Genomic DNA, 22,172 nt, shown 5'->3' on the forward strand with positions numbered 1-22,172 from the left:
GGGGCGCGGCCCCCCCCCCCCCCGGCAGGTCTTCAGGCCAGCTTGATCCCCAGCACGTTGGCACCGGTGTAGATCCCCAGCAGCACGATGGCGATGCTGCTGATCACCAGCAGGGCGTTGAATGCCGCGCCGCCATAGAGGTCGGGATCGGTCTCGGACCGCCGCAGGTACCAGACCGCCACCACCGCGGCGAGCAGGAAGATGCCGGTCGCCAACCCACCGATCTGGATCATCAGCACCGGCGACTGCACGGTCATGTAGGCCAGCCCCCAGATGACCGGCAGCGCCACGGTGAAGATGCGGATCCAGCGCGTCCGTTCCCGCGTGTCCTGCCAGTCCACCGCGCCGATGACGGCGAGCAGGTTGACATACATCCGCGCCCAGCTGGGGATCGCGGCCCACAGGGTCGAGCCCAGCACCGCGATCGCGCCGACCAGGAACAGGAAGCCCGCCCATTCCCCGAGCGTGTCGGTGTACATGCGCGAGACCGTGGTGATCATCTCGTTGCCGGCCGGCACCAGCCCCTGCGGATTCAGCACCGCGGCGCCCATGATGTAGAAGGCGATGGTCGAGAAGGTGTAGATGCACCAGGACAGGAAGGCATCCTTGTACATCACGCTGATCCAGCCCCGGGCCCGGCGCTTCCAGGCCTCGCTGCCGTCATTGGGGCCGACCGACCGGGCATAACCCTTCTCGACGCACCAGTAGGTGTAGAAGGTCAGCTCGTCGGCGCCGACGCCGGTGATGCCGAACATGGCGATCGCGGCGCCCACCGCCCCGGCCGGGATGGTCAGGGCCAGCCCGGTCGCCAGATCGTCGGCCGCGTAGGGGTAGGGCGTGAAGGGCAGGCCGAGCGCGATCACCACCGTGACGAAGGAGAAGACCACGACCAGCAGCACCGCGCCGCGCTCGATCAGATTGTAGTTGTTGGAATAGAGCAGGGCGATCGAGACGCAGACCAGCAGCGCGGTCCAGATCCCCAGCGAGACGGCGCCGAGCGGCGGCCCGCCCAGCGGCAGCAGGATCGAGAAGGCCAGGGCGGTGCCGCCCAGCACCCCGCCGACCTGCAGGATCTTCGACAGCGCCATGACGACCCACAGCAGGTTGACCCAACCGATGCGCCCGACTGCCGGCGGCACCTTGTTGTAGCCGGTCAAAGCCGGCTGGCCGGTGGAGATGGTCCAGCGCGCCAGCTCGACCTGCACCGCCACCTTCACGAAGGTCGAGAAGATCACCATCCAGAGCAGGGCGAATCCCACCTGGGCGCCCAGCGTGGTGGTGGCGACGAGCTCGCCGGAGCCGACGATCGACGCCGACAGGATCAGTCCGGGCCCGAGATGCTTCAGGCTATCGGCCCAGCCCGTGGGCGGCTCGCGTACGCCGTCGGGAGTGAGGTGATAGGGATCGTCGAGGTCTGCGATCCGCCGTTCGGCGATGTCGGTCATGGAGTTTCCCCTTCGCTGTGCCGCGCATCCGCCCGATCGTCGTCGGGTTTGCTGATGCGTCCGGTTCCGAGGGTATCGTCCGACATTTCGGCGCCATGGACGAGCCTAAACCGCCTTCTCCGCCAGAGGATGCCCCCATGGCCGGATGCGGGCGGACCTCCCATATCTTCTGTAAGGGAGCTCGGAAGCGTGAACGCGTCGCGTGCGGTCCTGTTTGCAGCGGTCCTCGCCGCTGGTCTGATCGCCGCCTCCCGCCCCGCGGCCGCGGAGGATGGTGCGGCCGGGGCTGTGCCGTCCCGGCCGGCGCTGATGATAGCGATCGATGGGCCGATCGGCCCGGCCACGGCGCGTCATGTGCACGATGCCCTGGCAGAGGCGGCAGGGCGGCAGGCCGGGATTGTCATCCTGCGCCTCGACACGCCGGGCGGCCTCGCCACCAGCATGCGCGAGATCATCGCCGAGCTGCTGGCCTCGCCGGTGCCGGTCGCCGGCTTCGTCGCACCGTCCGGCGCCCATGCCGCCAGCGCCGGCACCTATATCCTCTACGCGACCCATGTGGCGGCGATGGCGCCGGGCACCAATCTCGGCGCCGCCACGCCGGTGCAGATCGGCGGTGCGCCGCCCGGCCTGCCGGGGGCGCCCAGCCCGGGCGATGAGGACAAGGACGGAACCGGCGGCGACGCGATGATGGCGAAGGTCACGAACGACGCCGTGGCCTTCATCCGCAGCCTGGCGGAATTGCGCGGCCGCAACGCCGATTGGGCGGAAAAGGCGGTGCGCGAGGCGGCCAGCCTCTCGGCCAATGCCGCGCTTGCGGCCGGGGTGGTCGACCTCGTCGCCCGGGACCCGGCCGACCTCCTCGATCGGATCGACGGCCGCAGCGTCGCCATGGCGGACGGGACGCACCGGCGCCTGGCAACCAAAGGGCTGGCGCTGGAGACGGTCGAGCCCGGCTGGCTGATCCGGCTGCTGTCCGTCATCACCAACCCCAATGTCGCGATCATCCTGATGCTGATCGGCGTCTACGGCCTGATCTTCGAGTTCAGCAGCCCGGGCGCCATTGCCCCGGGCGTCATCGGCGCGGTCTGCCTTGTGCTCGGCTTCTATGCCCTCGACATGCTGCCGATCGACTACACCGGCCTGGCGCTGATGCTGCTCGGCATCGCCTTCCTGGCGGTCGAGGCGTTCAACCCCACCGTCGTGCTCGGCCTCGGCGGCGTCGTCTCCTTCTTGCTCGGCGCCGCCATGCTGCTGCGGATCCAGGGGCCCGGCTACCGCCTGTCCTGGCCGGTCATCGGTATCGCGATCGCAATGACGGCCGGGCTGGTGATCGCCGTCGGCCGTCAGCTCTGGCGGGCCCGGCAGCGTCCGGCCCGGGTCGGGGCGCAGGCGATGCAGGGGCTGCCGGCACGGATTCTCGACTGGGAAGGCGAGACGGGCCACGTCTTCGCCCGCGGCGAGCGCTGGCAGGCTCGTGGCGAAGCCAGTTTCGGTCCGGGCGAGATGGTGGAGATCGCCGGCGTCCGCGGGCTGACGCTTCTGGTCCGGCGCCGGACCGCGCCTCGGGACGGAGATCGACGATGACCATTCTCGACAATATGGCCTATGCCCTGCTGCTGGTGCTGGCGGCCGTCTTCATCGCTGCGGCGGTCCGCATCCTGCGCGAATACCAGCGCGGTGTGGTCTTCACCCTGGGCCGCTTCACCGGGGTGAAGGGGCCGGGCCTGATCCTGCTCGTCCCCTTCGTGCAGCAGATGGTGCGGGTCGATCTGCGCGTGGTGGTGCAGGACATCCCGCCCCAGGACGTGATCTCGCGCGACAATGTCTCGGTCAAGGTCAATGCGGTGCTCTATTTCCGCATCGTCGACCCGGAGCGCGCGATCATCGCGGTCGAGGACTTCATGGCCGCGACCAGCCAGCTGGCGCAGACCACGCTGCGCTCGGTGCTCGGCAAGCACGACCTCGACGAGATGCTGGCCGAGCGTGACCGTCTCAATGCCGACATCCAGGAGATCCTGGACCAGCAGACCGACGCCTGGGGCATCAAGGTCACCAATGTCGAGATCAAGCATGTCGACCTGAACGAGAGCATGATCCGGGCGATCGCCAAGCAGGCGGAGGCGGAACGGCTGCGCCGGGCCAAGGTGATCAACGCCGAGGGCGAGCAGCAGGCCGCCGAGAAGCTGGTCGAGGCCGGCCGGGCGCTGGCCCAAGAGCCGCAGGCGATGCAGCTGCGCTATTTCGCGGCGCTGCACGACATCGCCGGCGAGCGTTCCTCGACCGTGGTCTTCCCGCTGCCGATGGATCTCCTCGGCCACTTCACCCGCCGGCCGGACGGGGGCAGTGAGGACAAGCAGGGTTCCGATTGATGCGGGGTGCCGGAATTGTAGGGCGTCCGGAATATTTGCTTAGAACGCGTGGAATATTTACTCATCCGCAGATTGCGGCAAAATTGGCCGTGTACCCAATTTAGGTGGATCGATTTTCACGATGAACTAACGGATCATCAACATAATCGATTCTAGACTGCTCGCGATGTCGGGTTTTGGGGCCTGTCCCAGGGCCCGTCACTGCGACGACTCTCTTCTGATGACTGCTTTTCAGATCATTGCATAGGGCTCAGGGGCCCATCGGTCATGTTCAAGATGCTACTGCTCATCTGCGCGACCGGCGTGTCGCCGGGGGATTGCCAGATCGATACCGCGATCGATGTCATCCAGGGGCCGGTGACGGCGAGCGCGGCAGCCTGCGCCTTCCAGGGGCAGGCCCAGCTGGCGGATACGGCCCTGCCGATCCGGCCGGGAGAGACCTATCTGAAGGTGCGGTGCGCGCGCGAGGCTGCGGCAGCGCTGGGAGACATCCAACCCGGAGCGCCCCCGGCCGGGGCGGTCGCGGCCCCCGCGCTGTATCGCTGATCCGGGCGAACGGGCGGTCACCCCGCCCGCAGGTATTTCGCGCTGCTGTCGTGCTCGAACAGGTACAGCAGGGTGCGCAGCGCCTGGCCGCGCGGCCCCTCCAGCTCCGGGTCCTTGTTCAGGATCAGGGCAACATCGTCCTTCGCCACGGCCAGCAGGTCGCCCTGGGAGTCGATGTCGGCGACTCGGAACTCCGGCAGGCCGCTCTGCCGCGTGCCCAGCACCTCGCCGGCGCCGCGCAGCCGCAGATCCTCCTCGGCGATGCGGAACCCGTCCTCGGTCTCGCGGATCGTCGCCAGGCGCTGCCGCGACGTCTCCGACAGCGGCGGCGAATACAGCAGGATGCAACGCGACGCCGCGTCGCCGCGCCCGACCCGGCCGCGCAGCTGGTGCAGCTGGGCCAGGCCGAAGCGTTCGGCATGCTCGATCACCATCACCGTCGCCGCCGGCACGTTGACGCCGACCTCGATCACCGTGGTGGCGATCAGGAGGTCGATGCCGCCCTCGGCGAAGCCGGCCATGACCGCGTCCTTCTCTGCCGCCTTCATCTTGCCGTGCACCAGCCCGACTTTCTCGCCGAACATGCGGCGCAGGTCGTCGAAGCGGTCGGTCGCGGCGGCCAGGTCGCTGGTCTCCGATTCCTCGACCAGCGGGCACACCCAATAGGCCTTGCCGCCGCCCGCCAGGTGCCGACCGATGCCAGCCACCACCTCGTCGATCCGCTCGGCGGAGACGGCGCGGGTGTCGACCGGGGTGCGCCCCGGCGGCTTCTCGGTCAGCTTCGACACCTCCATGTCGCCATAGGCGGTCAGCTGCAGCGTGCGCGGGATCGGCGTCGCGGTCATCACCAGCACGTCGACGCCCTCGCCCTTGGCCGAGAGCTGGAGGCGCTGATGCACGCCGAAGCGGTGCTGCTCGTCGATCACGGCCACGGCCAGGTCGGCGAATTCGACGCTCTCCTGGAACAGCGCATGGGTGCCGACGACAATGCGGATCGATCCGTCGGCCAGGCCGGCCAGCGTCTCCTTGCGGGCCTTGCCCTTGTCGCGGCCGGTCAGCAGGCCCGGCTCCAGCCCGACCGGCTGCAGCAGCGCCGCCAGCGTGTCGCGGTGCTGCCGGGCCAGGATCTCGGTCGGGGCCAGCAGCGCCGCCTGGCGGCCGTCCTCCACCGCCGCCAGCATGGCCAGCAGGGCGACCACGGTCTTGCCGCTGCCGACATCGCCCTGCAGCAGCCGCAGCATCCGGGTCGGCGCTGCCATGTCGGCATAGATCTCGGCCAGGGACAGGCGCTGGGCGTTGGTCAGGGCGAAGGGCAGGGCGGCTTCGACCTTTTCCCGCAGCGACCCGTCGCCCGTGGTCGGCCGGCCGGGGCGCTGGCGGGTCGAACGGCGGAACAGCGCCAGGGCCAGCTGGTTGGCCAGCAGCTCGTCATAGGCCAGGCGCTGGCGGGCGGGGGCGACGGGCAGCAGGTCGGCTGCATCCTCAGGGGCATGGGCGCGGCGCAGCGCATCCTGCCAGCTGGGCCAGCCGCGGCGCTGCAGCCAGGCGGCGTCCTGCCATTCCGGCAGCTCCGGCGCCCGGGCGACGGCGTCGGCGATCACCTTGGCCAGGGTGCGCGGCTGCAAGCCGGCGGTCAGCGGATAGATCGGCTCGACCACCGCGATCGCCTCGCGCTCCTCCAGCGTGCCGATTCGGTCGGGATGCGGCATCTGCAGGCTGCCCTGATACTGCTCGATCCGGCCGGAGACGATCCGGGTCTGTCCGATCGGGAAGGTCGTCTCCAGCCATTTCGCCTGGGCATGGAAGAAGACGAGGTCGATCGTCCCGGTCGGGTCCGAGGCGCGGACCCGGTGCGGCGCGCGGGCGGACGAGCCCCAGATATGGCCGTCGATCCTGAGGGTCAGGGTGACGATGCCGCCGGGCGGGGCCTCGCGCAGGGTGACCAGCTTGCGCCGGTCGACCACGCCCGAGGGCAGGTGCCACAGCAGGTCCAGCGCCTTCGGCCCGGCCAGTCTTTCGATCAGCCGGGCGATCTTCGGACCGATGCCGTGCAGGGATTCGATGGCAGCAAAGAGCGGGAAGAGGATTTGCGGACGCAAGGCTCGGGTCTATATGGGGCTCACGTGGACACGCACCATAAGCCAATGACCGAGCCGACTGATAGCGATGCCGTGGCGCCGCTGCGCCGTCGCCTGCGCTTCCGCAGCTGGCACCGCGGCACCCGTGAAGCCGACCTGCTGCTCGGCGGCTTCGCCGATGCCGTGCTGGGCCGACTCGATGCGGACCAGCTCGCCCGCTACGGTGCGTTGTTGGAGAACAACGACCCCGATCTGTGGGACTGGGTGACCGAGCGGCTGCCGGTGCCGGCCGAGTCCGACAGCGACGTCCTGCGGCTGCTGATCGACTATGCCCGGTCGCGGGGGCGCGCATGAGCGCCCTGGCCGAACCTGTCGCCGCGCGAGCTGCCGCCCGGTACCGCACCATCGGCGGCGTGCCGCAGGGCCAGGATGCACGGCTGATCGCCGAGCTGGCGCGCAAGGCCGGCGACAAGGGCTTGCTGCATGTCGCAAGCGACGACGCCCGGCTGCCGGCGCTGGAGGCGGCGTTGGCCTTCTTCGCGCCCGACCTGCCGGTCGTGGTGCTGCCGCCCTGGGATTGCCTGCCCTATGACCGCGTCTCGCCGAATCCGGAGACGGTGGCGGAGCGGGTCGACGCGCTGACTCGCCTGCTGCTGCCGCGCGAGCCCGGCCGGCCCTTCGTCGTGCTGACCACGATCGGCGCCGCGATGCAGCGGGTGCCGCCACGCGCCGCCTTCGCCGAGGCCAGCCTGTCGGTGGCGCCGGGCCAGCGTATCGACCTGGAGGCGCTGCAGGGATTCCTGGCTCGCAACGGCTATGTCCGGGCCCAGACGGTGCGCGAGCCGGGCGAGTTCGCCATCCGCGGCGGCATCGTCGACCTGTTCCCGCCGGGGACGGATGAGCCGCTGCGGCTCGACCTGTTCGGTGACGAGCTGGAGAAGATCCGCCGCTTCGACCCGATGTCGCAGCGGACCACCGGCGAGGTCGACCGGATCACGCTGAAGCCGATGGGCGAGGTGTTCCTCGACCCCGCCTCGATCGCCCGGTTCCGCAGCGGCTACCGCGAGCTGTTCGGCGCCATCAACGACGACGATCCGCTGTACGAGGCGGTGTCGGCCGGCCGCAAGCAAGCCGGGATGGAGCACTGGCTGCCGCTGTTCCACGACCACCTCGACACGGTCTTCGACTACCTGCCCGACGCCTCGGTCACGCTCGACCATCAGCTGGAGCAGGCGCGCGACCAGCGCCTGGCCCAGATCGCCGATTTCTACGAGGCGCGGCTGACCCACCAGGCGGCGCAGAAGAAGGCGAAGGGCGTGCCGTACCGGCCGATCCCGCCCGATCGCCTGTATCTCGACGTGGCGGAATGGGATGCCGGGCTCGCCGGCCGGCCGGTGGCCAATTTCTCGCCCTTCGCCCCGCCGGAGGGCGGCGTGGATGCCGGCGGCCGTCGCGGGCACGACTTCGCCGAGGCCCGGGCCAATCCGGAGGTCAATCTCTACGCCGCGGTGCGCCAGCACATCGGCGAGCTGAAGACGGCCGGCAAGCGCGTGCTGATCGCCGGCTACACCACCGGCGCCCGCGACCGGCTGCGCTCGATGCTGTCGGAGCAGGGCCGCACCGATTTCGCCGTGGCCGAGAGCTGGGCCGGGGTGGAGAAGACCAATCCGGCCAGCGCCGTGATGGTGGTGCTGCCGTTGGAGCACGGCTTCGCGGCACCGGACCTCGCCGTGGTCACCGAGCAGGACATCCTCGGCGACCGGCTGACCCGGCCGCAGAAGAAGCGCCGCAAATCCGAGCAGTTCATCGCCGAGGTCTCGGCCCTGGCGGCCGGCGACATCGTGGTCCATCAGGACCACGGCATCGGCCGCTACGAGGGGCTGGAGACGCTGACCGTCGGCGGCGCGGCGCATGACTGCCTGCGCATCGTCTACGAGGGCGGCGACAAGCTGTTCGTGCCGGTCGAGAACATCGAGGTGCTGTCGCGCTACGGCTCCGGCGACATGGCCGTGCAGCTGGACAAGCTGGGCGGTGCCGGCTGGCAGGCGCGGAAAGCGCGCGTCAAGAAGCGGCTGAAGGACATGGCGGAGGAGCTGATGCGCATCGCCGCCGCCCGTGCCTTGCGCACCACCGCCGCGCTGCCGCCGCCCGAGGGGCTGTACGAGGAGTTCGCGGCCCGCTTCCCCTATGCCGAGACCGAGGACCAGCAGCGCGCCATCGACGAGGTGCTGGACGACCTGCAGGCGGGCCGGCCGATGGACCGGCTGGTCTGCGGCGATGTCGGCTTCGGCAAGACCGAGGTGGCGCTGCGCGCCGCCTTCGCCGCCGCCGCCAACGGCGTGCAGGTGGCGGTGGTGGTGCCCACCACGCTTCTGGCCCGGCAGCATTTCCGCACCTTCTCCGAGCGCTTCAAGGGCCTGCCGCTGCGCGTCGCCCAGCTGTCGCGCATGGTCACGCCGAAGGAGGCGAAGCTGGTGCGGGACGAGTTGGCGGCCGGCACGATGGATATCGTCGTCGGCACCCACGCCATCCTGTCGAAGCAGGTGTCGTTCAAGAATCTCGGCCTCGTCATCGTCGACGAGGAGCAGCATTTCGGCGTCAAGCAGAAGGAGAAGCTGAAGGCGCTGCGCGAGGACGTGCATGTGCTGACGCTGACGGCCACGCCGATCCCGCGCACGCTGCAGATGTCGCTGTCGGGCGTGCGCGAGCTGTCGCTGATCACCACCCCGCCGATCGACCGGCTGGCGGTGCGCACCTTCGTCCTGCCCTTCGACCCGGTGATCATCCGCGAGGCCGTGCTGCGCGAGCATTTCCGCGGCGGCCAGACCTACTATGTCTGCCCCCGGATCGAGGATCTGGGCGAGGCGCACCAGACCCTGCTGGAGCTGGTGCCGGAGGTGAAGATCGCGGTCGCCCACGGCCAGATGCCGGCGACCCAGCTCGAGGAGGTGATGAGCGCCTTCTACGATGGGCAGTTCGACGTGCTGCTGGCCACCGCCATCGTCGAATCCGGCCTCGACGTGCCCTCGGCCAACACCATGGTGATCCACCGCGCCGACCTGTTCGGCCTGGCCCAGCTGTACCAGCTGCGCGGCCGCATCGGCCGGTCGAAGCTGCGCGGCTACGCCTACCTGACCTACGGTCCGCGCAAGGCGCTGAGCAAGACGGCGCAGCAGCGGCTGCATGTGATCGAGACGCTGGACACGCTGGGCGCCGGCTTCACCCTGGCCAGCCACGACATGGACATCCGCGGCGCCGGCAACCTGCTGGGTGAGGAGCAGTCGGGCCATATCCGCGAGGTCGGGGCCGAGCTGTACCAGCAGATGCTGGACGAGGCGGTGCGCGCCGCCCGCGCCGGCGTCAGCGCGGTGGAGGATCTGGCCGACAGCTGGACGCCGCAGATCAATCTCGGCGTGCCGGTGCTGATCCCGGAGACCTATGTTGCCGACCTGCAGGTGCGGCTCGACCTCTACCGCCGGATCTCGGCGCTGGAGGGCCAGGCGGAGCTGGACGGCTTCGCCGCCGAGCTGATCGACCGTTTCGGCGCCCTGCCGGAGGAGGTCGAGAACCTGCTGGAGCTGGTGGCGATCAAGCGCCTGTGCCGCGGGGCCGGGGTGGAGCGGCTGGACGCCGGGCCGAAGGGGGCGGTGATCGGCTTCCGCGACAACCAGTTCGCCCGGCCGGACAAGCTGATCGGCTTCATCCAGCGCATGGCCGGGGCGATCAAGGTCCGGCCGGACCAGAAGCTGGTCTATGCCCGCGGCTGGGAAACGCCGCAGGACCGAGTGAGCGGCGCCCGCAAGCTGGTGCAACGCCTGGCCGATCTGGCGGGGTAGGGTCGATACTTGCTCCCATATTGGGATCGCGCTAAACTCGCGAAATGCGAATCATCGCCCGGCGGACACTGCGAGAATTCATCGCCAGTCTCGCCGGCCAGAAGTCCCAACCGGCCGTGAAGGCCGCGCTGGATGCATGGTTCGATGAAGTAAGCAAAGCCAGTTGGGCCAGCACCGCCGACGTAAAGCGGTTATATGCGACGGCGAGTGTCGTGACGTCCGAGCGCATCGTGTTCAACATCAAAGGCAACGACTATCGCCTGGTTGTATCTGTCGATTTCGAAAAGGCGATTGTCTGGATCAAATGGATCGGCACCCACAGGGCATACGACCAGATCGACGTGACGGAGGTGCAGCATGGCGACTGAAGTGAGGCCGATCCGCACCGAGGCGGATTATGAGGAAGCCTTGGGCGAGGTGGGCCGTCTTTGGGGAGCCAAAAGCGGCACGGCCGATGGCGATCGCCTCGATGTGTTGGCGACTCTGATCGATGCCTATGAAGCACAGCACCATCCGATGGACCCACCGGATCCGATCGAGGCCATCAGGTTCAGGATGGAGCAGCAGGGGCTGACCCGTCGGGATCTCGAACCGCTGATCGGGACCCGCGCTCGCGTGGCGGAGGTCATGAACCGCAGACGAGGCCTGTCGATCGACATGATCCGACGCCTGCACGAAAGACTGGGGATTTCGGCCGATGTGCTGATCCGACCGTCTTTGAGAGATGACACCGCCACCACCCGTTGAGTGCTCGATGGCGCCGGCGCAGCGCTGCGTGGAGCCGGGTAGAGCAGACAGCTAAGCCCGCTCCGACAGCGGGGCGGAGACGGCGTGCTCGCGGGCGAGGTCGAGCAGCGGCAGGAAGGCGCTCGGCTCCTGCGCGCCGGAGACGGCGTAGCGGCCGTCGAAGACGAAGCAGGGCACCGCCTGGATGCCGAGCTGCCGCGCCCGCAGGTCGGCCGCCTGGATCTCGGCGATGCCGATTTCACTGGCCAGGACCCCGGCCATGCGGCGGCGGTCGAAGCCGAGCTCCTCGGCGATGTCGATCAGGATCTCGCGGTTGCCGACATCCAGGCCGTGGACGAAATAGGCGGCGAACAGCGCATCGACCATGCGGTCGGCCTCGCCCAGCTCGCCGGCATGGCGGATCAGCCGGTGCGCCTCGACCGTGTTCGGAGTGCGGCGGATCACGCCCTGATTCAGGGGCAGGCCTTCCTTGCCGGCCGCCTCGGCGACCACGGCGTTGATCTGCCGCATGCGTTCGCGCCCGCCGAACTTGGCGATCATGTAGCTCTGCCGGTCGACGCCCTGCTTCGGCATCTCCGGGTTCAGCTGGAAGGGCTGCCAGCGGAGCTCGATGCCGGGCAGCGGCCGCATCGCCAGGGCGCGCTGCAGCCGGTGCTTGCCGATGTAGCACCAGGGGCAGACCACGTCGAAGAAGATGTCGATCCGCATTCACCCAGTATCCCGCGGGGGGCGGCGTTTGGGAATGGGATCGGCTTCCTGTACGGCCGCGGTGGCATCGCCATCGGCGATCTCCCCGGCCAGAAGGCCGACCGCCAGCGTGTTGCGCTCGGCCTCCTGCGCCTCGAGCGCGGCCTTGGCCCGGCGGTCCTGCCGCAGCCGGTCCGCCTTCACGGCCCGCTCGACCCGCTCCGGATCGCGCTGCCCGCCGCCACGGTTGCGCCAGTTCGGCATAGCCGGCCTCAGGACCGCTTCGGCTTCGCCTTGCCGCCGCCGACCCTGGTCTTCAGGATCTGCCGCGCGGCCCGATATTCGGTGCGGAAGCGCAGCAGTTGGCCGCAGAGGAAAGCGATGCGCCGCTTCAACTGCTGCTCCGGCGCGGTCTCGCCGCCCAGGATCCGGCCGTCGGCGGCGGTGACGAAATCGCGGATCGCCGCCTCGACTCCGGATGGTTCCAGGTTGTGCGCCAGCCGGTTGCGCAGGCGGTTCAGCTTCTCCGCCGCATCCAGTATGTCGTCCAGCGCTTCGTTCTTGATCAGGGCGCGGGCGAATTGGGTCTTGGTGAAGAAGTTGATCTGCAGCCCGTCCAGCGCCTGCGGGTTGGGCAGCATCTCCTGCAGCAGGTTGTTGATCTCCTCCTCCAGCAGGAGATGGCCCTTGAGAATGATCAGGGTGGCATCGTCCGTCCGCGGAAAGTGGCGGAGGAAGGTGACGAGGGAATCCTGGAGGTCCATGGCAACCGTGCGGCCGGAGGAGAGGCATCATCCGGGGGCGGGAGGCGGCTGGCAAGCGCGGCGATGCCGCGCCCGGCCGATCGCATGGCGTGTCGCCGCCTTCGCAGTCCGGGTCGGTTCCAGGCTAGCGGCAAGGTCCGGCATCCCGGTTAATGCGAGCCGTGGCTAGTCAGCAGCCGGCGATCGAGGGCCCCCATGGCGGATGACGATATCGACCTGAACGCGCTGAACGACGAGGAACTCGTCGAGCAGATGTGGGACGACCTCTATGACGGCCTCGCCGACGAGATCGTCGAGGGCGTCAACATCCTGCTCGCGCGCAAATGGACGCCCTACGACGTGCTGACCAAGGCGCTGGTCGAGGGCATGCGCATCGTCGGCATCGACTTCCGCGACGGCATCCTGTTCGTGCCCGAGGTGCTGCTGGCCGCCAACGCCATGAAGCGCGGCATGTTCGTGCTGCGGCCGCTCTTGGCCGAGACCGGCGCGCCCAAGGTCGGCAAGATGGTGATCGGCACGGTCAAGGGCGACATCCACGACATCGGCAAGAACCTTGTGTCGATGATGATGGAGGGCGCCGGCTTCGAGGTCATCGACCTCGGCATCAACAACCCGGTCGAGAACTACCTGAAGGCGATCGAGGAACATCAGCCCGACATCGTCGGCATGTCCGCCCTGCTGACGACGACGATGCCCTATATGAAGGTGGTGATCGATACGTTGAAGGAGCAGGGGATCCGCGACGACTACGTGGTGCTCGTCGGCGGTGCGCCCCTGAACGAGGAATTCGCACGGGAAATCGGCGCCGACGCCTATTGCCGCGACGCGGCGGTGGCAGTGGAGACGGCCAAGGACTTCATGCGGCGCAAGCACAACCAGGCGAAGAGCGCGACGGCCTGAGGGCCGACCGGTTCGGTGTCGCCGGGGTCGCCCCCGGCCCGGACCGGACGCTGCTGATCGCCTGCGGGGCCCTGGCGCGCGAGACGCTGGCCGTGATCCGCGCCAACGGCATCGCGGATCGCGTTGCCGTCACCTGCCTGCCTGCCATCCTGCACAACCGGCCGGAACGCATCGCCGACCGGCTGCGCCAGCGCATCCGCACCGCCCGCGCCATGGGCTGGAGCCGGATCCGCATCGCCTATGCCGATTGCGGCAGCGGCGGCGCCATCGACCGGGTGGCGGCGGAGGAGGGGGCGGAACGCATCGGCGGCCCGCATTGCTACGCCTTCTTCGCCGGGGCGGCCGATTTCGACCGGCTGATGGAGAAGGAGCCGGGCAGCTTCTTCCTGACCGACTACCTGGTCCGCCACTTCCAGGCCCTGATCGTCGAAGGCATGGGGCTGGACCGCCACCCGGAGTTGCTGCCGATGATCTTCGGCAACTACCGCCGCCTGGTCTACCTGGCCCAGACCGAGGACCCGGCCCTGCAGGCCCAGGCGAAGGCCGCGGCGGAGCGGCTCGGCTTGGCCTATGAGTACCGCCATACCGGATATGGCGAGTTCGCGCAGTTCGTGGCGGATTCCGCCTGACCCTTCACGATCGAGAGAGTCCATGCCGCAGCTCATCATCGTTTCCTGGCGCGACATCCCGAGCCAGGTCATCGCCAAAGCCGGCCGGCGCGACCAGGCCAAGGTGCTGCTGTCGCAGCGCTTCCAGGACGCGATCGACCGCGCCGCGATGCGCGGCAAGGCGCGTGACGCCGACAGCTATCTCGAGGAATGGAAGAAGTCCGAGCCGGTCGAGTGCGGCGGCGACCTGCAGGCCGAGGCCGATGCGGCCGCGGCGCGGATCGAGGCGGAATATGACGACGCCCGGCTGCGGGCTCTGGTCGAAGCCGGCGGCATCGCGGGCTGAGCGCGGCTCAGACGGACCCGGGGTCGGGATCTTCGAGCTGCTGGTGCAGATCCATACGGTCGTGCAGGATTCGGAGGATCTCGACCAGGCCGTCCGTCTCTCGATAGACGATGACATGTCGTCCGGCGGAGAAGCTTCGATAACCGCGGCGGATCTCGTCGCGCGCTCGGCCGAGGCTTGGTTTCCTCCGGAGCTGGAGGAACCTTGCCCGGATCTGGCCGAGATATCGGGCTTTCTGATCGAGGCCCCAGGTCTCGGCGGTGTAGCGGCCGATGGCCGTCAAATCGGCTTCTGCCTCGGCGGTGACGACCAGCCGTTTCACAGACGGGCGAAGAAGTCTTCGATCGCGTCGTCGCTGTCCAGGACCGTGACGCGGCCGGCGGCGAGATCGGCCTCGCCCTTCGCCAGCTCCTCTCGCAGCCGCTCCAGTTTCAGTCGGCGGATCTCGTCATGCTGCTGCATCAGGCGCAGCGCTTCGCGCACGACCTCGCTGGCATTGTTGTAGAGGCCTGATTCGACCTTCTCCCGGACCAACTCCTCGAGCTTGGGTGTCAGTGAGATGTGCATGGGGCGTCTCCTGGCCAAGTGCGCAGGATAACGCGAGAGCCAAGCTTTGACAAAGTATGGTCTGGCCCGAGTTCGACGAAGACGGAGGACGGGATCATGACGGTCCACCATCCCTGACGCGCCTGCGGCAGGCAATGCCGCTGCAAGACGATCCCGGCGGGGGCGTTCCTCCTAGCCTCGATCCCACAGAACTCCAGCATCCGAAGGCAGGGCATGACGGACACAGTGGTGAGCTCGGCGACCAAGGAGATCGCCATCGGTTTCGAGCGGCCCTTCGTCATCATCGGCGAGCGGATCAACCCGACCGGCCGTAAGATCCTGGCCGAGGAGATGAAGAACGGCGACTACAGCCGGGTGCAGTCCGACGCGCTCGCGCAGGTCGCGGCCGGGGCCCAGATGCTGGACGTCAATGCCGGCATCCCGCTGGCCGACGAGCCGCGCATCCTGGCCGAATGCATCCAGCTGGTGCAGTCGATCACCGATGTGCCGCTGTCGATCGACAGCTCGATCGTCGCGGCGCTGGAGGCGGGGCTGGCCGTCTACAAGGGCAAGGCCCTGGTCAATTCCGTGACCGGCGAGGACGAGCGGCTGGAGACGGTGCTGCCGCTGGTGAAGAAGTACGGCGCCGCGGTCGTCGCCATCTCCAATGACGAGACCGGCATCTCCGAGGATCCCGACGTCCGCTTCGCCGTCGCCAAGAAGATCGTCGAGCGGGCGCGGGACCACGGCATCTCCTACGCCGACATCGTGGTCGACCCGCTGGTGATGCCGATCGGCGCCATCAACACCGCCGGGCGGCAGGTCTTCACCCTGGTCCGCCGGCTGCGCGAGGAGCTGAAGGTCAACACCACCTGTGGCGCGTCCAATGTCAGCTTCGGCATGCCGAACCGCCACGGGCTGAACGCCGCCTTCCTGACCATGGCGATCGGCGCCGGCATGACCTCGGCGATCACCAATCCGCTGCATGCGGAGAGCCTGCAGGCGGTGCTGGGCGCCGACACGATGATGGGGCACGATCCGCACTGTGCCCGCTGGATCCGGCAGTACCGCGAGCCGGCGGCCGAAGGCGCCGAGGCCGCGGGCGCGCGCGGTGGCCGCGAAGGGCGTCGGCGCCGGGCGGCGCAGTGACTATGACGATGCGGCGCCTCGGCCGGGGCGCTGCGAGGGTGACGGGTTGGCGATGAACATGATCGATCCCGGGCAGCCGCCTGGTCAGGGTGCGACCCAGAGGGCGCTGGTCGTCTTCACCCCGTCCGGCCGGCGCGGCCGCTTCGCGCTGGGGACGCCGCTGCTGCAGGCGGCGCGGTCTCTGGGCGTCGATGTCGACAGCGTCTGCGGCGGCCGGTCGATCTGCGGCCGCTGCCAGGTCGAGATCGGCGACGGCCAGTTCGCCAAGCACGGTATCGAATCCCGCGCCGGCCACGCCTCGGAGACCGGGGCGGCGGAGCTGCGCTATGCCGAGAAGCGCGGGCTGAAGCCGGGCCGTCGGCTGTCCTGCCAGACCCTGATCCAGGGCGATCTCGTCGTCGACGTGCCGCCCGAGAGCCAGGTGCACAAGCAGGTCGTCCGCAAGGATGCCGAGCACCGGGTCATCGAGGTCGATCCGCCGGTCAAGCTCTACTATGTCGAGGTGCGCGAGCCCGACATGCACGATCCTTCCGGCGACCTGCGCCGGCTGGAGGAGGCGCTGGCCGAACAGTGGGGCATCACTGGCCTCGATTGCGACCTGCGGGTGGTGCAGCGGCTGCAGAAGGCCCTTCGGGACGGCGGCTGGACCTGCACCGTGGCGGTGCGCGAGCAGCGGGTGAAGCGTCTGCTCGCCGTCTGGCCGGGCTTCCGCGACAAGATCTACGGCCTGGCCTACGACGTCGGCTCCACCACCATCGCCTGCCATCTCTGCGACATCGAGACCGGCGAGGTCGTTGCCTCCGGCGGCGCCATGAACCCGCAGATCCGCTTCGGCGAGGATCTGATGAGCCGGGTCAGCTACATCATGATGAACCCGGGCGGCGACAAGGCGCTGACCGAGGCTGTGCGGGAGGCGTTGAACGACCTCGCCCGGCACGTCACCGCCCAGGCCGGACTGGAGGTCGAGGACGTGCTGGAGGTGACGCTGGTCGGCAACCCGATCATGCATCACCTGGTGCTGGGCATCGACCCGATCGAGCTGGGCGGCGCGCCCTTCGCCCTGGCCACCGACCAGGCGATCAACATCTGGGCGACCGAGATCGACCTCAGGATCCACCCGAACGCCCGGGTCTATGTGCTGCCCTGCATCGCCGGCCATGTCGGCGCCGACACCGCCGCGGTGATCCTGTCGGAAGAGCCGCACAAGTCGGACGACCTGCGGCTGATCGTCGATGTCGGCACCAATGCCGAGATCGTGCTGGGCAACAAGGACCGGCTGCTGGCCTGCTCCAGCCCCACCGGTCCGGCCTTCGAGGGCGCGCAGATCTCGTCGGGCCAGCGCGCCGCGCCGGGGGCGATCGAGCGGGTGCGGATCGATCGCGACACGCTGGAGCCGCGCTTCCGCATCATCGGCAACGAGCTGTGGTCGGACGAGGAGGGCTTCGCCCAGAAGGTCCGCCGCACCGGCGTCACCGGCATCTGCGGCTCCGGCATCATCGAGGTGCTGGCCGAGATGTTCCTGGCCGGCATTATCACCCAGGACGGGGTGATCGATGGCAGCATGGCGGCGCGCAGCGACCGTATCGTCGCCGACGGCCGCACCTTCAGCTACGTCCTGCACCGCGACGGCGAGCGCGAGCTGCGGGTCACCCAGAACGACGTCCGCGCCATCCAGCTGGCCAAGGCCGCGCTCTATGCCGGGGTGCGGTTGCTGATGGACAAGCTCGGCGTCGACCAGGTCGACCGCATCACCCTGGCCGGCGCCTTCGGCAGCCATATCGACGTGAAATACGCCATGGTGCTGGGGCTGATCCCGGATTGCGACCTGGCCAAGGTGGTGGCCGGCGGCAACGCCGCGGGCACCGGCGCCCGCATCGCCCTGGTCAGCCGCGCGGCCCGCGCCGAGATCGAGCAGGTGGTGCGCCGGGTCGAGAAGATCGAGACCGCGGTCGAGCCGATGTTCCAGCAGCATTTCGTCGAGGCGATGGCTCTGCCGCACAAGACCGCCGCCTTCCCGAACCTCGCCGCCGTGGTCGAGCTGCCGGCGCCGAAGGTAGCCGAGGCCGGCGACGGCGAAGGGGGGCGGCGCCGGCGTCGGCGCGGCTGAGGCCGGCGCCTACGTGCTGCGCCGGCCGATCCGGGCCAGCAGCACCACCGGCAGGATCCCGACCAGGACGATGGCGAGGGCGGCGATCGCTGCCTCCTCATAGGTTCCGCGCGCCGCCTCGCCGTAGAGATGCGTCGCCAGCGTCTCGACATTGAGCGGCCGCAGCAGCAGGGTCGCCGGCAGCTCCTTCATGCAGTCGACGAACACCAGCAGCCCGGCGGCGGCGAGCGCGGCCCTGGACAGCGGCAGATGCACGTGCCGGAAGGTGCCGGTCACGGTCTGACCGAGGCTGCGCGCCGCCTGGTCGAAGGACTGTGGGATGCGGCTGAACCCGGCCTCGACCGCGCCGGTGGAGATCGCCAGGAACCGGGCGACATAGGCATAGACAAGGGCCGCCCCGGACCCGATCAGCAGCAGCCCGGTCGAGACACCGAGCCATGCGCTCGCTGCCCGGTCGATCACCTGGTCGAGCGCGGCGACCGGGACCAGGATGCCGATGGCGATCACCGTGCCCGGCATGGCATAGCCGAGGGTCGAGAGCCGCTGCAGCGCAGCCGCCACCCGTCCCGGCCGCGACCGCGCCGTATAGGCGACGATCACGCCGAACAGCAGCACGGTGATGGTCGCGATCGCCGACAGGGCCACGGTGTTGATCGCCTCGGACAGCAGCCGGTCGGAGATCCCGTTGAACCGGAACCGCTTCCACGCCTCGACCGCGAGGTACAGCGCCGGGGCGGCGAAGCCGATCAGGATCGGAACGAGGCCGAGCGCCAGTGCCGCAAGGCCGGGGAGGGGGGCGAGCCGGTGCGGCGTGAAGCTGCGCGTGCGCTGCGCCGCGGTCCAATAGCGCTGCCGGCGGCGGGCCCAGCGCTCGATCACCACCAGCGCGACCACGAGCACGAGCATCGCCAGGGCGATCTGCGCCGCGCCGGGCAGGTCCGAGCGCGTCACCCAGGTGGTGTAGACCGAGATGGTCAGCGACCGCACCCCCAGGAACTCGGAGGCGCCGATGTCGTTCAGCGTCTCCATCAGCGCCAGGCTGACGCCGACGGCGATGGCCGGCCGCGCCAGCGGCAGCGCCACGCGCCGGAACACCTGGCCGCGCCGGGTGCCGAGCGTGCGCGACACCTCGACCAGGTTGGCCGCCTGGGTCAGGAACATCGCCCGGGTGGTGATGTAGACATAGGGGTACAGCACGAAGCCCAGCAGCACGATGCAGCCGGCCATCGACCGGATGTCGGGCAGCCGGAGCTCGCGGGGGCTGGAATAGCCCAGCAGCGCCCGGATCGCCCCCTGCACCGCGCCGAGCGGGTGCAGGATGTCGAGATAGGCGTAGGCGATGATGTAGGTCGGCACCGCCAGCGGCAGCAGCAGCGCCCATTCCAGCTGCCGGCGGCCCGGGAAGTCGTAGGCCGTCACCAGCCAGGCGCTCGAGGTGCCGATCACGGTGACGATCACGCCGACGCCGAACAGCAGCATGGCCGTCTGGCCCAGCGCCGGCGGCAGCACATAAGCAAACAGGTGCGGCCACAGCCCGATCGACCCCTGCAGCGCTTCCCAGGCCAAGGAGAGGACGGGCAGGGCGACCAGCCCGCCGATGAAGGCGGCGGCCGACAGCCAACGCCGCCCCGGCTTGCGCCGGGCAACGGTCGGGGCAGGGGCCTGCTGCAGAACGGCTTGGGTCATCGCGGGGAGACGGCGGGCGCGGATTCCGCCGCACCCGGACCGTCCGTCAGCCGTCGAACCCGACCTTCTCGGCCAGCTCGCTGGCCTGCTTGCGGTGCTTGACGATCTCGGTCAGCGGCACGGAATCGACCTTCAACTCGCCGAAGGAGGCGATGATCGGGTCGGCCTGGGCACCGGCCTTCACCGGATACTCGTAATTGGCCTCGGCATAGATCTTCTGGGCGTCGTCGGACACCAGGTACTCCAGCAGCTTGACCGCCTCGGCCTTGTTCGGCGAATGCTTGGCCAGGGCTGCGCCGCTGACATTCACCTGGGTGCCGCCATCCTTGAAGGTCGGCAGGATCACCTTGATCGCATTGCCCCAGGCGATCTGCTCCTCGCCGCCCTTACCGGACCGCATCAGCCCGACATAGTAGGAATTGGCGACGCCGATGTCGCAGATGCCGCCGAGGATGTCCTTGGCCACGTCGCGGTCGCCACCACCGGCCTTGCGGGCCAGGTTGGCCTTGACCCCGGTCAGCCAGGCCTCGGTCTTCTCGACGCCGTAATGCGCGATGTAGTCGGCGAACAGCGCCGTGTTGTAGGGGTGCTGGCCGGAGCGGATGCAGACCTTGCCCTTCCACTTCGGATCGGCCAGATCCTCGTAGTTGAAGGCGGTCAGGTCGAGGTCCTTATCGGCATAGAGCAGGCGGGCGCGGACCGACAGCGCGACCCAGTGGTTGCCCGGATCGCGCAGCTGTTCCGGCACCGCGGCGGTCAGGACGCTCGATTCGATCGGCTGGGTGACGCCCTTGTCCACCAGGTCGGCCAGGTTGCCGGCGTCGACCGCCATCAGCAGGTCGGCGGGCGAGCTCTGCCCCTCGGCTGCGACCCGCTCGGCGAGCCCGTCCTTCAGGAACACGGTGTTCACCTTGACGCCGCTCTTGGCGGTGTAGGCGTCGAGCAGCGGCTGGATCAGCCCCGGCTCGCGCGTCGTGTAGATGTTGATGTCGGCTGCGGCGGTGCCGGCGGTGCCGACGATGACGACACCCGCCAGAAGCGCGAGCCGGAATACGGAAACGTCCCTCATGGTGCGACTCCCCCTGTGCTTGTCTGGTCGGAGCTGCGACCAAGACGCGTTTGCTCCATCATACTGCGACCAAGACGCATTTGCTCCAGCACAGATGAATTCGCGCCGTCAAGCCGCTTGGTTACGCTCGTGGCATCCGGCCTCACTCGGCGGCGAACACCAGGACGCTGCCCGGATCGACGGAGACCGCGATCGGCTCGCCCGGCCGGACGTCGATCCGGCTGGTGGTGCGCAGGCGGAGCATGTCCGGGAAGCCCTCCACCTCGATCGACAGCTGCTCGATCTCGCCCAGAAAGGAAATGCTCACGATGCGCCCTGGCAGGCCCGCGCCCGGACGTGACAGGGACAGGGCCTGCGGCCGGATGCAGGCCACGGCGGCACTGCCTTCGGGCAGGGTGGTCGGAGCGGGGAAGGTGCCGAGCGGCGTCTCCACCCGGCCGTCGCGGACGGTGCCCGCGATCCGGTTGAGCGAGCACAGGAACTCGGCGGCGTAGAGCGAGTTCGGGTGGTCGTAGATCTCGTAGCCGGTGCCGACCTGGACGATGCGGCCCTTCTGCATCAGCACCACCCGGTCGCCGGCCGACAGCGCCTCCTCGGGGTCATGCGTGACCATGATCGCCGTCGTGCCGAGGGCCCGCAGCGTCGCGATGGTCTCCTCCCGCACTTGCTCCCGCAGGCCGCGGTCGAGGTTGGAGAAGGGCTCGTCCATCAGCAGGATGATCGGCTTCGGCGCCAGCGCCCGCGCCAGGGCCACGCGCTGCTGCTCGCCGCCCGACAGCGTGTGCGGATAGCGGCCCGCCAGCGCTGCGATGCCGATGCGGCCGATCACTTCCGCCGCCCGGGCGCGCGCCGCCTCGCGCGGAAGCCGCTTCAGGCCGAAGGCGACGTTCTCCTCGACCGACAGATGCGGGAACAGCGCGTAGTCCTGGAACATGAAGCCGATGTTGCGGTCCTCCGGCTCGACGAAGCCGCCCGGCCCCGCGATCTCCGCGCCATCCAGCAGGATCCGGCCGCTGTCGGGGGCATCGACCCCGGCGACGATGCGCAGCAGCGAGGACTTGCCGCAGCCGGACCGGCCGACCAGGCAGACGATCTCGCCAGGCGCGATCGACAGCGATACGCCGTCCAGCGCCCGGACGGTGCCGAAGCTCCGGCAGATGCGCTCCAGCGTCAGCATTCGGTCCGCACTCTCGATTCCGCCCTGTGGTCCCCGCCCTGCTTAGAGCAGACCCGGCGGCGATCCAACCGCGATCCGTTGCGCGGTCCGTATTGGCGCGGACGGCGCCGTT

General features: G+C 69.2%; 22 protein-coding genes. 12 read left to right on the forward strand and 10 right to left on the reverse strand.

The features are described from left to right. Positions 1–32 precede the first annotated feature (32 nt). Positions 33–1,445, reverse strand: a complete 1,413-nt coding sequence (locus tag AAHM41_RS13270; protein WP_342237020.1) for an Nramp family divalent metal transporter — start codon at positions 1,443–1,445, stop codon at positions 33–35. Positions 1,446–1,634: 189 nt separating this feature from the next. On the opposite strand from AAHM41_RS13270, the gene AAHM41_RS13275 reads away from it, so the two are divergent. From AAHM41_RS13275 to AAHM41_RS13285, 3 genes are all read left to right on the forward strand, one after another. After that, positions 1,635–3,029, forward strand: a complete 1,395-nt coding sequence (locus AAHM41_RS13275; protein ID WP_342237021.1) for an NfeD family protein — start codon at positions 1,635–1,637, stop codon at positions 3,027–3,029. Then, positions 3,026–3,814: a slipin family protein gene (locus AAHM41_RS13280; RefSeq protein WP_342237022.1), complete on the forward strand. Its 789-nt coding sequence runs from the start codon at positions 3,026–3,028 to the stop codon at positions 3,812–3,814. The genes AAHM41_RS13275 and AAHM41_RS13280 overlap by 4 nt, the downstream gene beginning before the upstream one ends. 267 nt (positions 3,815–4,081) lie before the next feature. Then, on the forward strand, positions 4,082–4,360 hold the full coding sequence (locus tag AAHM41_RS13285; RefSeq protein ID WP_342237023.1) for a hypothetical protein: 279 nt from the start codon (positions 4,082–4,084) through the stop codon (positions 4,358–4,360). Between the two features lie 17 nt (positions 4,361–4,377). Here AAHM41_RS13285 and recG read toward each other — a convergent pair whose 3' ends face one another. Beyond that, positions 4,378–6,459, reverse strand: coding sequence for an ATP-dependent DNA helicase RecG (gene recG, locus AAHM41_RS13290; protein ID WP_342237024.1), 2,082 nt, complete (start codon positions 6,457–6,459; stop codon positions 4,378–4,380). 45 nt (positions 6,460–6,504) lie between these two features. Here recG and AAHM41_RS13295 point away from each other — a divergent pair, with 45 nt between their 5' ends. From AAHM41_RS13295 to AAHM41_RS13310, 4 genes are read left to right on the forward strand one after another with little or no spacing between them, the layout of a single operon-like run. Further along, positions 6,505–6,792 carry an FAD assembly factor SdhE gene (locus AAHM41_RS13295; protein ID WP_342237025.1) on the forward strand — a complete coding sequence of 96 codons (288 nt, stop codon included), beginning with the start codon at positions 6,505–6,507 and terminating at the stop codon, positions 6,790–6,792. Continuing rightward, positions 6,789–10,274, forward strand: coding sequence for a transcription-repair coupling factor (gene mfd, locus AAHM41_RS13300; RefSeq protein WP_342237026.1), 3,486 nt, complete (start codon positions 6,789–6,791; stop codon positions 10,272–10,274). Before AAHM41_RS13295 ends, mfd begins: the two co-directional genes overlap by 4 nt. A 44-nt stretch (positions 10,275–10,318) precedes the next feature. After that, on the forward strand, positions 10,319–10,642 hold the full coding sequence (locus tag AAHM41_RS13305; protein ID WP_342237027.1) for a type II toxin-antitoxin system HigB family toxin: 324 nt from the start codon (positions 10,319–10,321) through the stop codon (positions 10,640–10,642). Continuing rightward, entirely contained in the window at positions 10,632–11,021 is a 390-nt protein-coding gene (locus AAHM41_RS13310; protein WP_342237028.1) for a helix-turn-helix domain-containing protein, read from the forward strand. Before AAHM41_RS13305 ends, AAHM41_RS13310 begins: the two co-directional genes overlap by 11 nt. 51 nt (positions 11,022–11,072) lie before the next feature. Here AAHM41_RS13310 and AAHM41_RS13315 read toward each other — a convergent pair whose 3' ends face one another. From AAHM41_RS13315 to AAHM41_RS13325, 3 genes are read right to left on the reverse strand one after another with little or no spacing between them, the layout of a single operon-like run. Beyond that, a complete protein-coding gene (locus AAHM41_RS13315) occupies positions 11,073–11,729 on the reverse strand; it encodes a DsbA family oxidoreductase (protein WP_342237029.1) in 657 nt (218 codons plus the stop codon). Beyond that, positions 11,730–11,972, reverse strand: coding sequence for a hypothetical protein (locus AAHM41_RS13320; protein WP_342237030.1), 243 nt, complete (start codon positions 11,970–11,972; stop codon positions 11,730–11,732). 8 nt (positions 11,973–11,980) lie between these two features. After that, the gene (locus AAHM41_RS13325) at positions 11,981–12,472 is read right to left on the reverse strand and encodes a hypothetical protein (RefSeq protein ID WP_342237031.1); all 492 of its coding nucleotides are present in this window, start codon (positions 12,470–12,472) and stop codon (positions 11,981–11,983) included. 195 nt (positions 12,473–12,667) lie between these two features. On the opposite strand from AAHM41_RS13325, the gene AAHM41_RS13330 reads away from it, so the two are divergent. The 3 genes from AAHM41_RS13330 to AAHM41_RS13340 all read left to right on the forward strand — a co-directional run bounded on the left by AAHM41_RS13330 (position 12,668) and on the right by AAHM41_RS13340 (position 14,326). Further along, the gene (locus AAHM41_RS13330; RefSeq protein ID WP_342237032.1) at positions 12,668–13,372 is read left to right on the forward strand and encodes a corrinoid protein; all 705 of its coding nucleotides are present in this window, start codon (positions 12,668–12,670) and stop codon (positions 13,370–13,372) included. 92 nt (positions 13,373–13,464) lie between these two features. Next, the gene (locus AAHM41_RS13335; RefSeq protein ID WP_342237033.1) at positions 13,465–14,001 is read left to right on the forward strand and encodes a DUF1638 domain-containing protein; all 537 of its coding nucleotides are present in this window, start codon (positions 13,465–13,467) and stop codon (positions 13,999–14,001) included. A gap of 22 nt (positions 14,002–14,023) precedes the next feature. Then, positions 14,024–14,326, forward strand: coding sequence for a virulence factor (locus AAHM41_RS13340; RefSeq protein WP_342237034.1), 303 nt, complete (start codon positions 14,024–14,026; stop codon positions 14,324–14,326). 7 nt (positions 14,327–14,333) lie between these two features. On the opposite strand, the gene AAHM41_RS13345 is transcribed toward AAHM41_RS13340, so the two are convergent. Both AAHM41_RS13345 and AAHM41_RS13350 read right to left on the reverse strand, forming a co-directional pair. Further along, on the reverse strand, positions 14,334–14,648 hold the full coding sequence (locus tag AAHM41_RS13345) for a type II toxin-antitoxin system RelE/ParE family toxin (RefSeq protein ID WP_342237035.1): 315 nt from the start codon (positions 14,646–14,648) through the stop codon (positions 14,334–14,336). Next, the gene (locus AAHM41_RS13350) at positions 14,645–14,893 is read right to left on the reverse strand and encodes a type II toxin-antitoxin system ParD family antitoxin (protein ID WP_342237036.1); all 249 of its coding nucleotides are present in this window, start codon (positions 14,891–14,893) and stop codon (positions 14,645–14,647) included. The genes AAHM41_RS13345 and AAHM41_RS13350 overlap by 4 nt, the downstream gene beginning before the upstream one ends. A 213-nt stretch (positions 14,894–15,106) precedes the next feature. On the opposite strand from AAHM41_RS13350, the gene AAHM41_RS13355 reads away from it, so the two are divergent. Both AAHM41_RS13355 and AAHM41_RS13360 read left to right on the forward strand, forming a co-directional pair. Next, the gene (locus tag AAHM41_RS13355; protein ID WP_342237037.1) at positions 15,107–16,021 is read left to right on the forward strand and encodes a methyltetrahydrofolate cobalamin methyltransferase; all 915 of its coding nucleotides are present in this window, start codon (positions 15,107–15,109) and stop codon (positions 16,019–16,021) included. Further along, positions 15,984–18,128 (forward strand): ASKHA domain-containing protein, encoded by a 2,145-nt coding sequence (locus AAHM41_RS13360; RefSeq protein WP_342237038.1) that lies wholly within the window; start codon positions 15,984–15,986, stop codon positions 18,126–18,128. The genes AAHM41_RS13355 and AAHM41_RS13360 overlap by 38 nt, the downstream gene beginning before the upstream one ends. A gap of 9 nt (positions 18,129–18,137) precedes the next feature. Here AAHM41_RS13360 and AAHM41_RS13365 read toward each other — a convergent pair whose 3' ends face one another. The 3 genes from AAHM41_RS13365 to AAHM41_RS13375 form a co-directional block, all read right to left on the reverse strand. Beyond that, entirely contained in the window at positions 18,138–19,814 is a 1,677-nt protein-coding gene (locus tag AAHM41_RS13365; RefSeq protein ID WP_342237039.1) for an ABC transporter permease, read from the reverse strand. Between the two features lie 46 nt (positions 19,815–19,860). Then, the gene (locus tag AAHM41_RS13370; RefSeq protein WP_342237040.1) at positions 19,861–20,883 is read right to left on the reverse strand and encodes a Fe(3+) ABC transporter substrate-binding protein; all 1,023 of its coding nucleotides are present in this window, start codon (positions 20,881–20,883) and stop codon (positions 19,861–19,863) included. 142 nt (positions 20,884–21,025) lie between these two features. Next, positions 21,026–22,060: an ABC transporter ATP-binding protein gene (locus tag AAHM41_RS13375; RefSeq protein ID WP_342237041.1), complete on the reverse strand. Its 1,035-nt coding sequence runs from the start codon at positions 22,058–22,060 to the stop codon at positions 21,026–21,028. Between the last annotated feature and the right edge of the window lie 112 nt (positions 22,061–22,172).

It is taken from the genome of Inquilinus sp. OTU3971 (assembly GCF_038440215.1).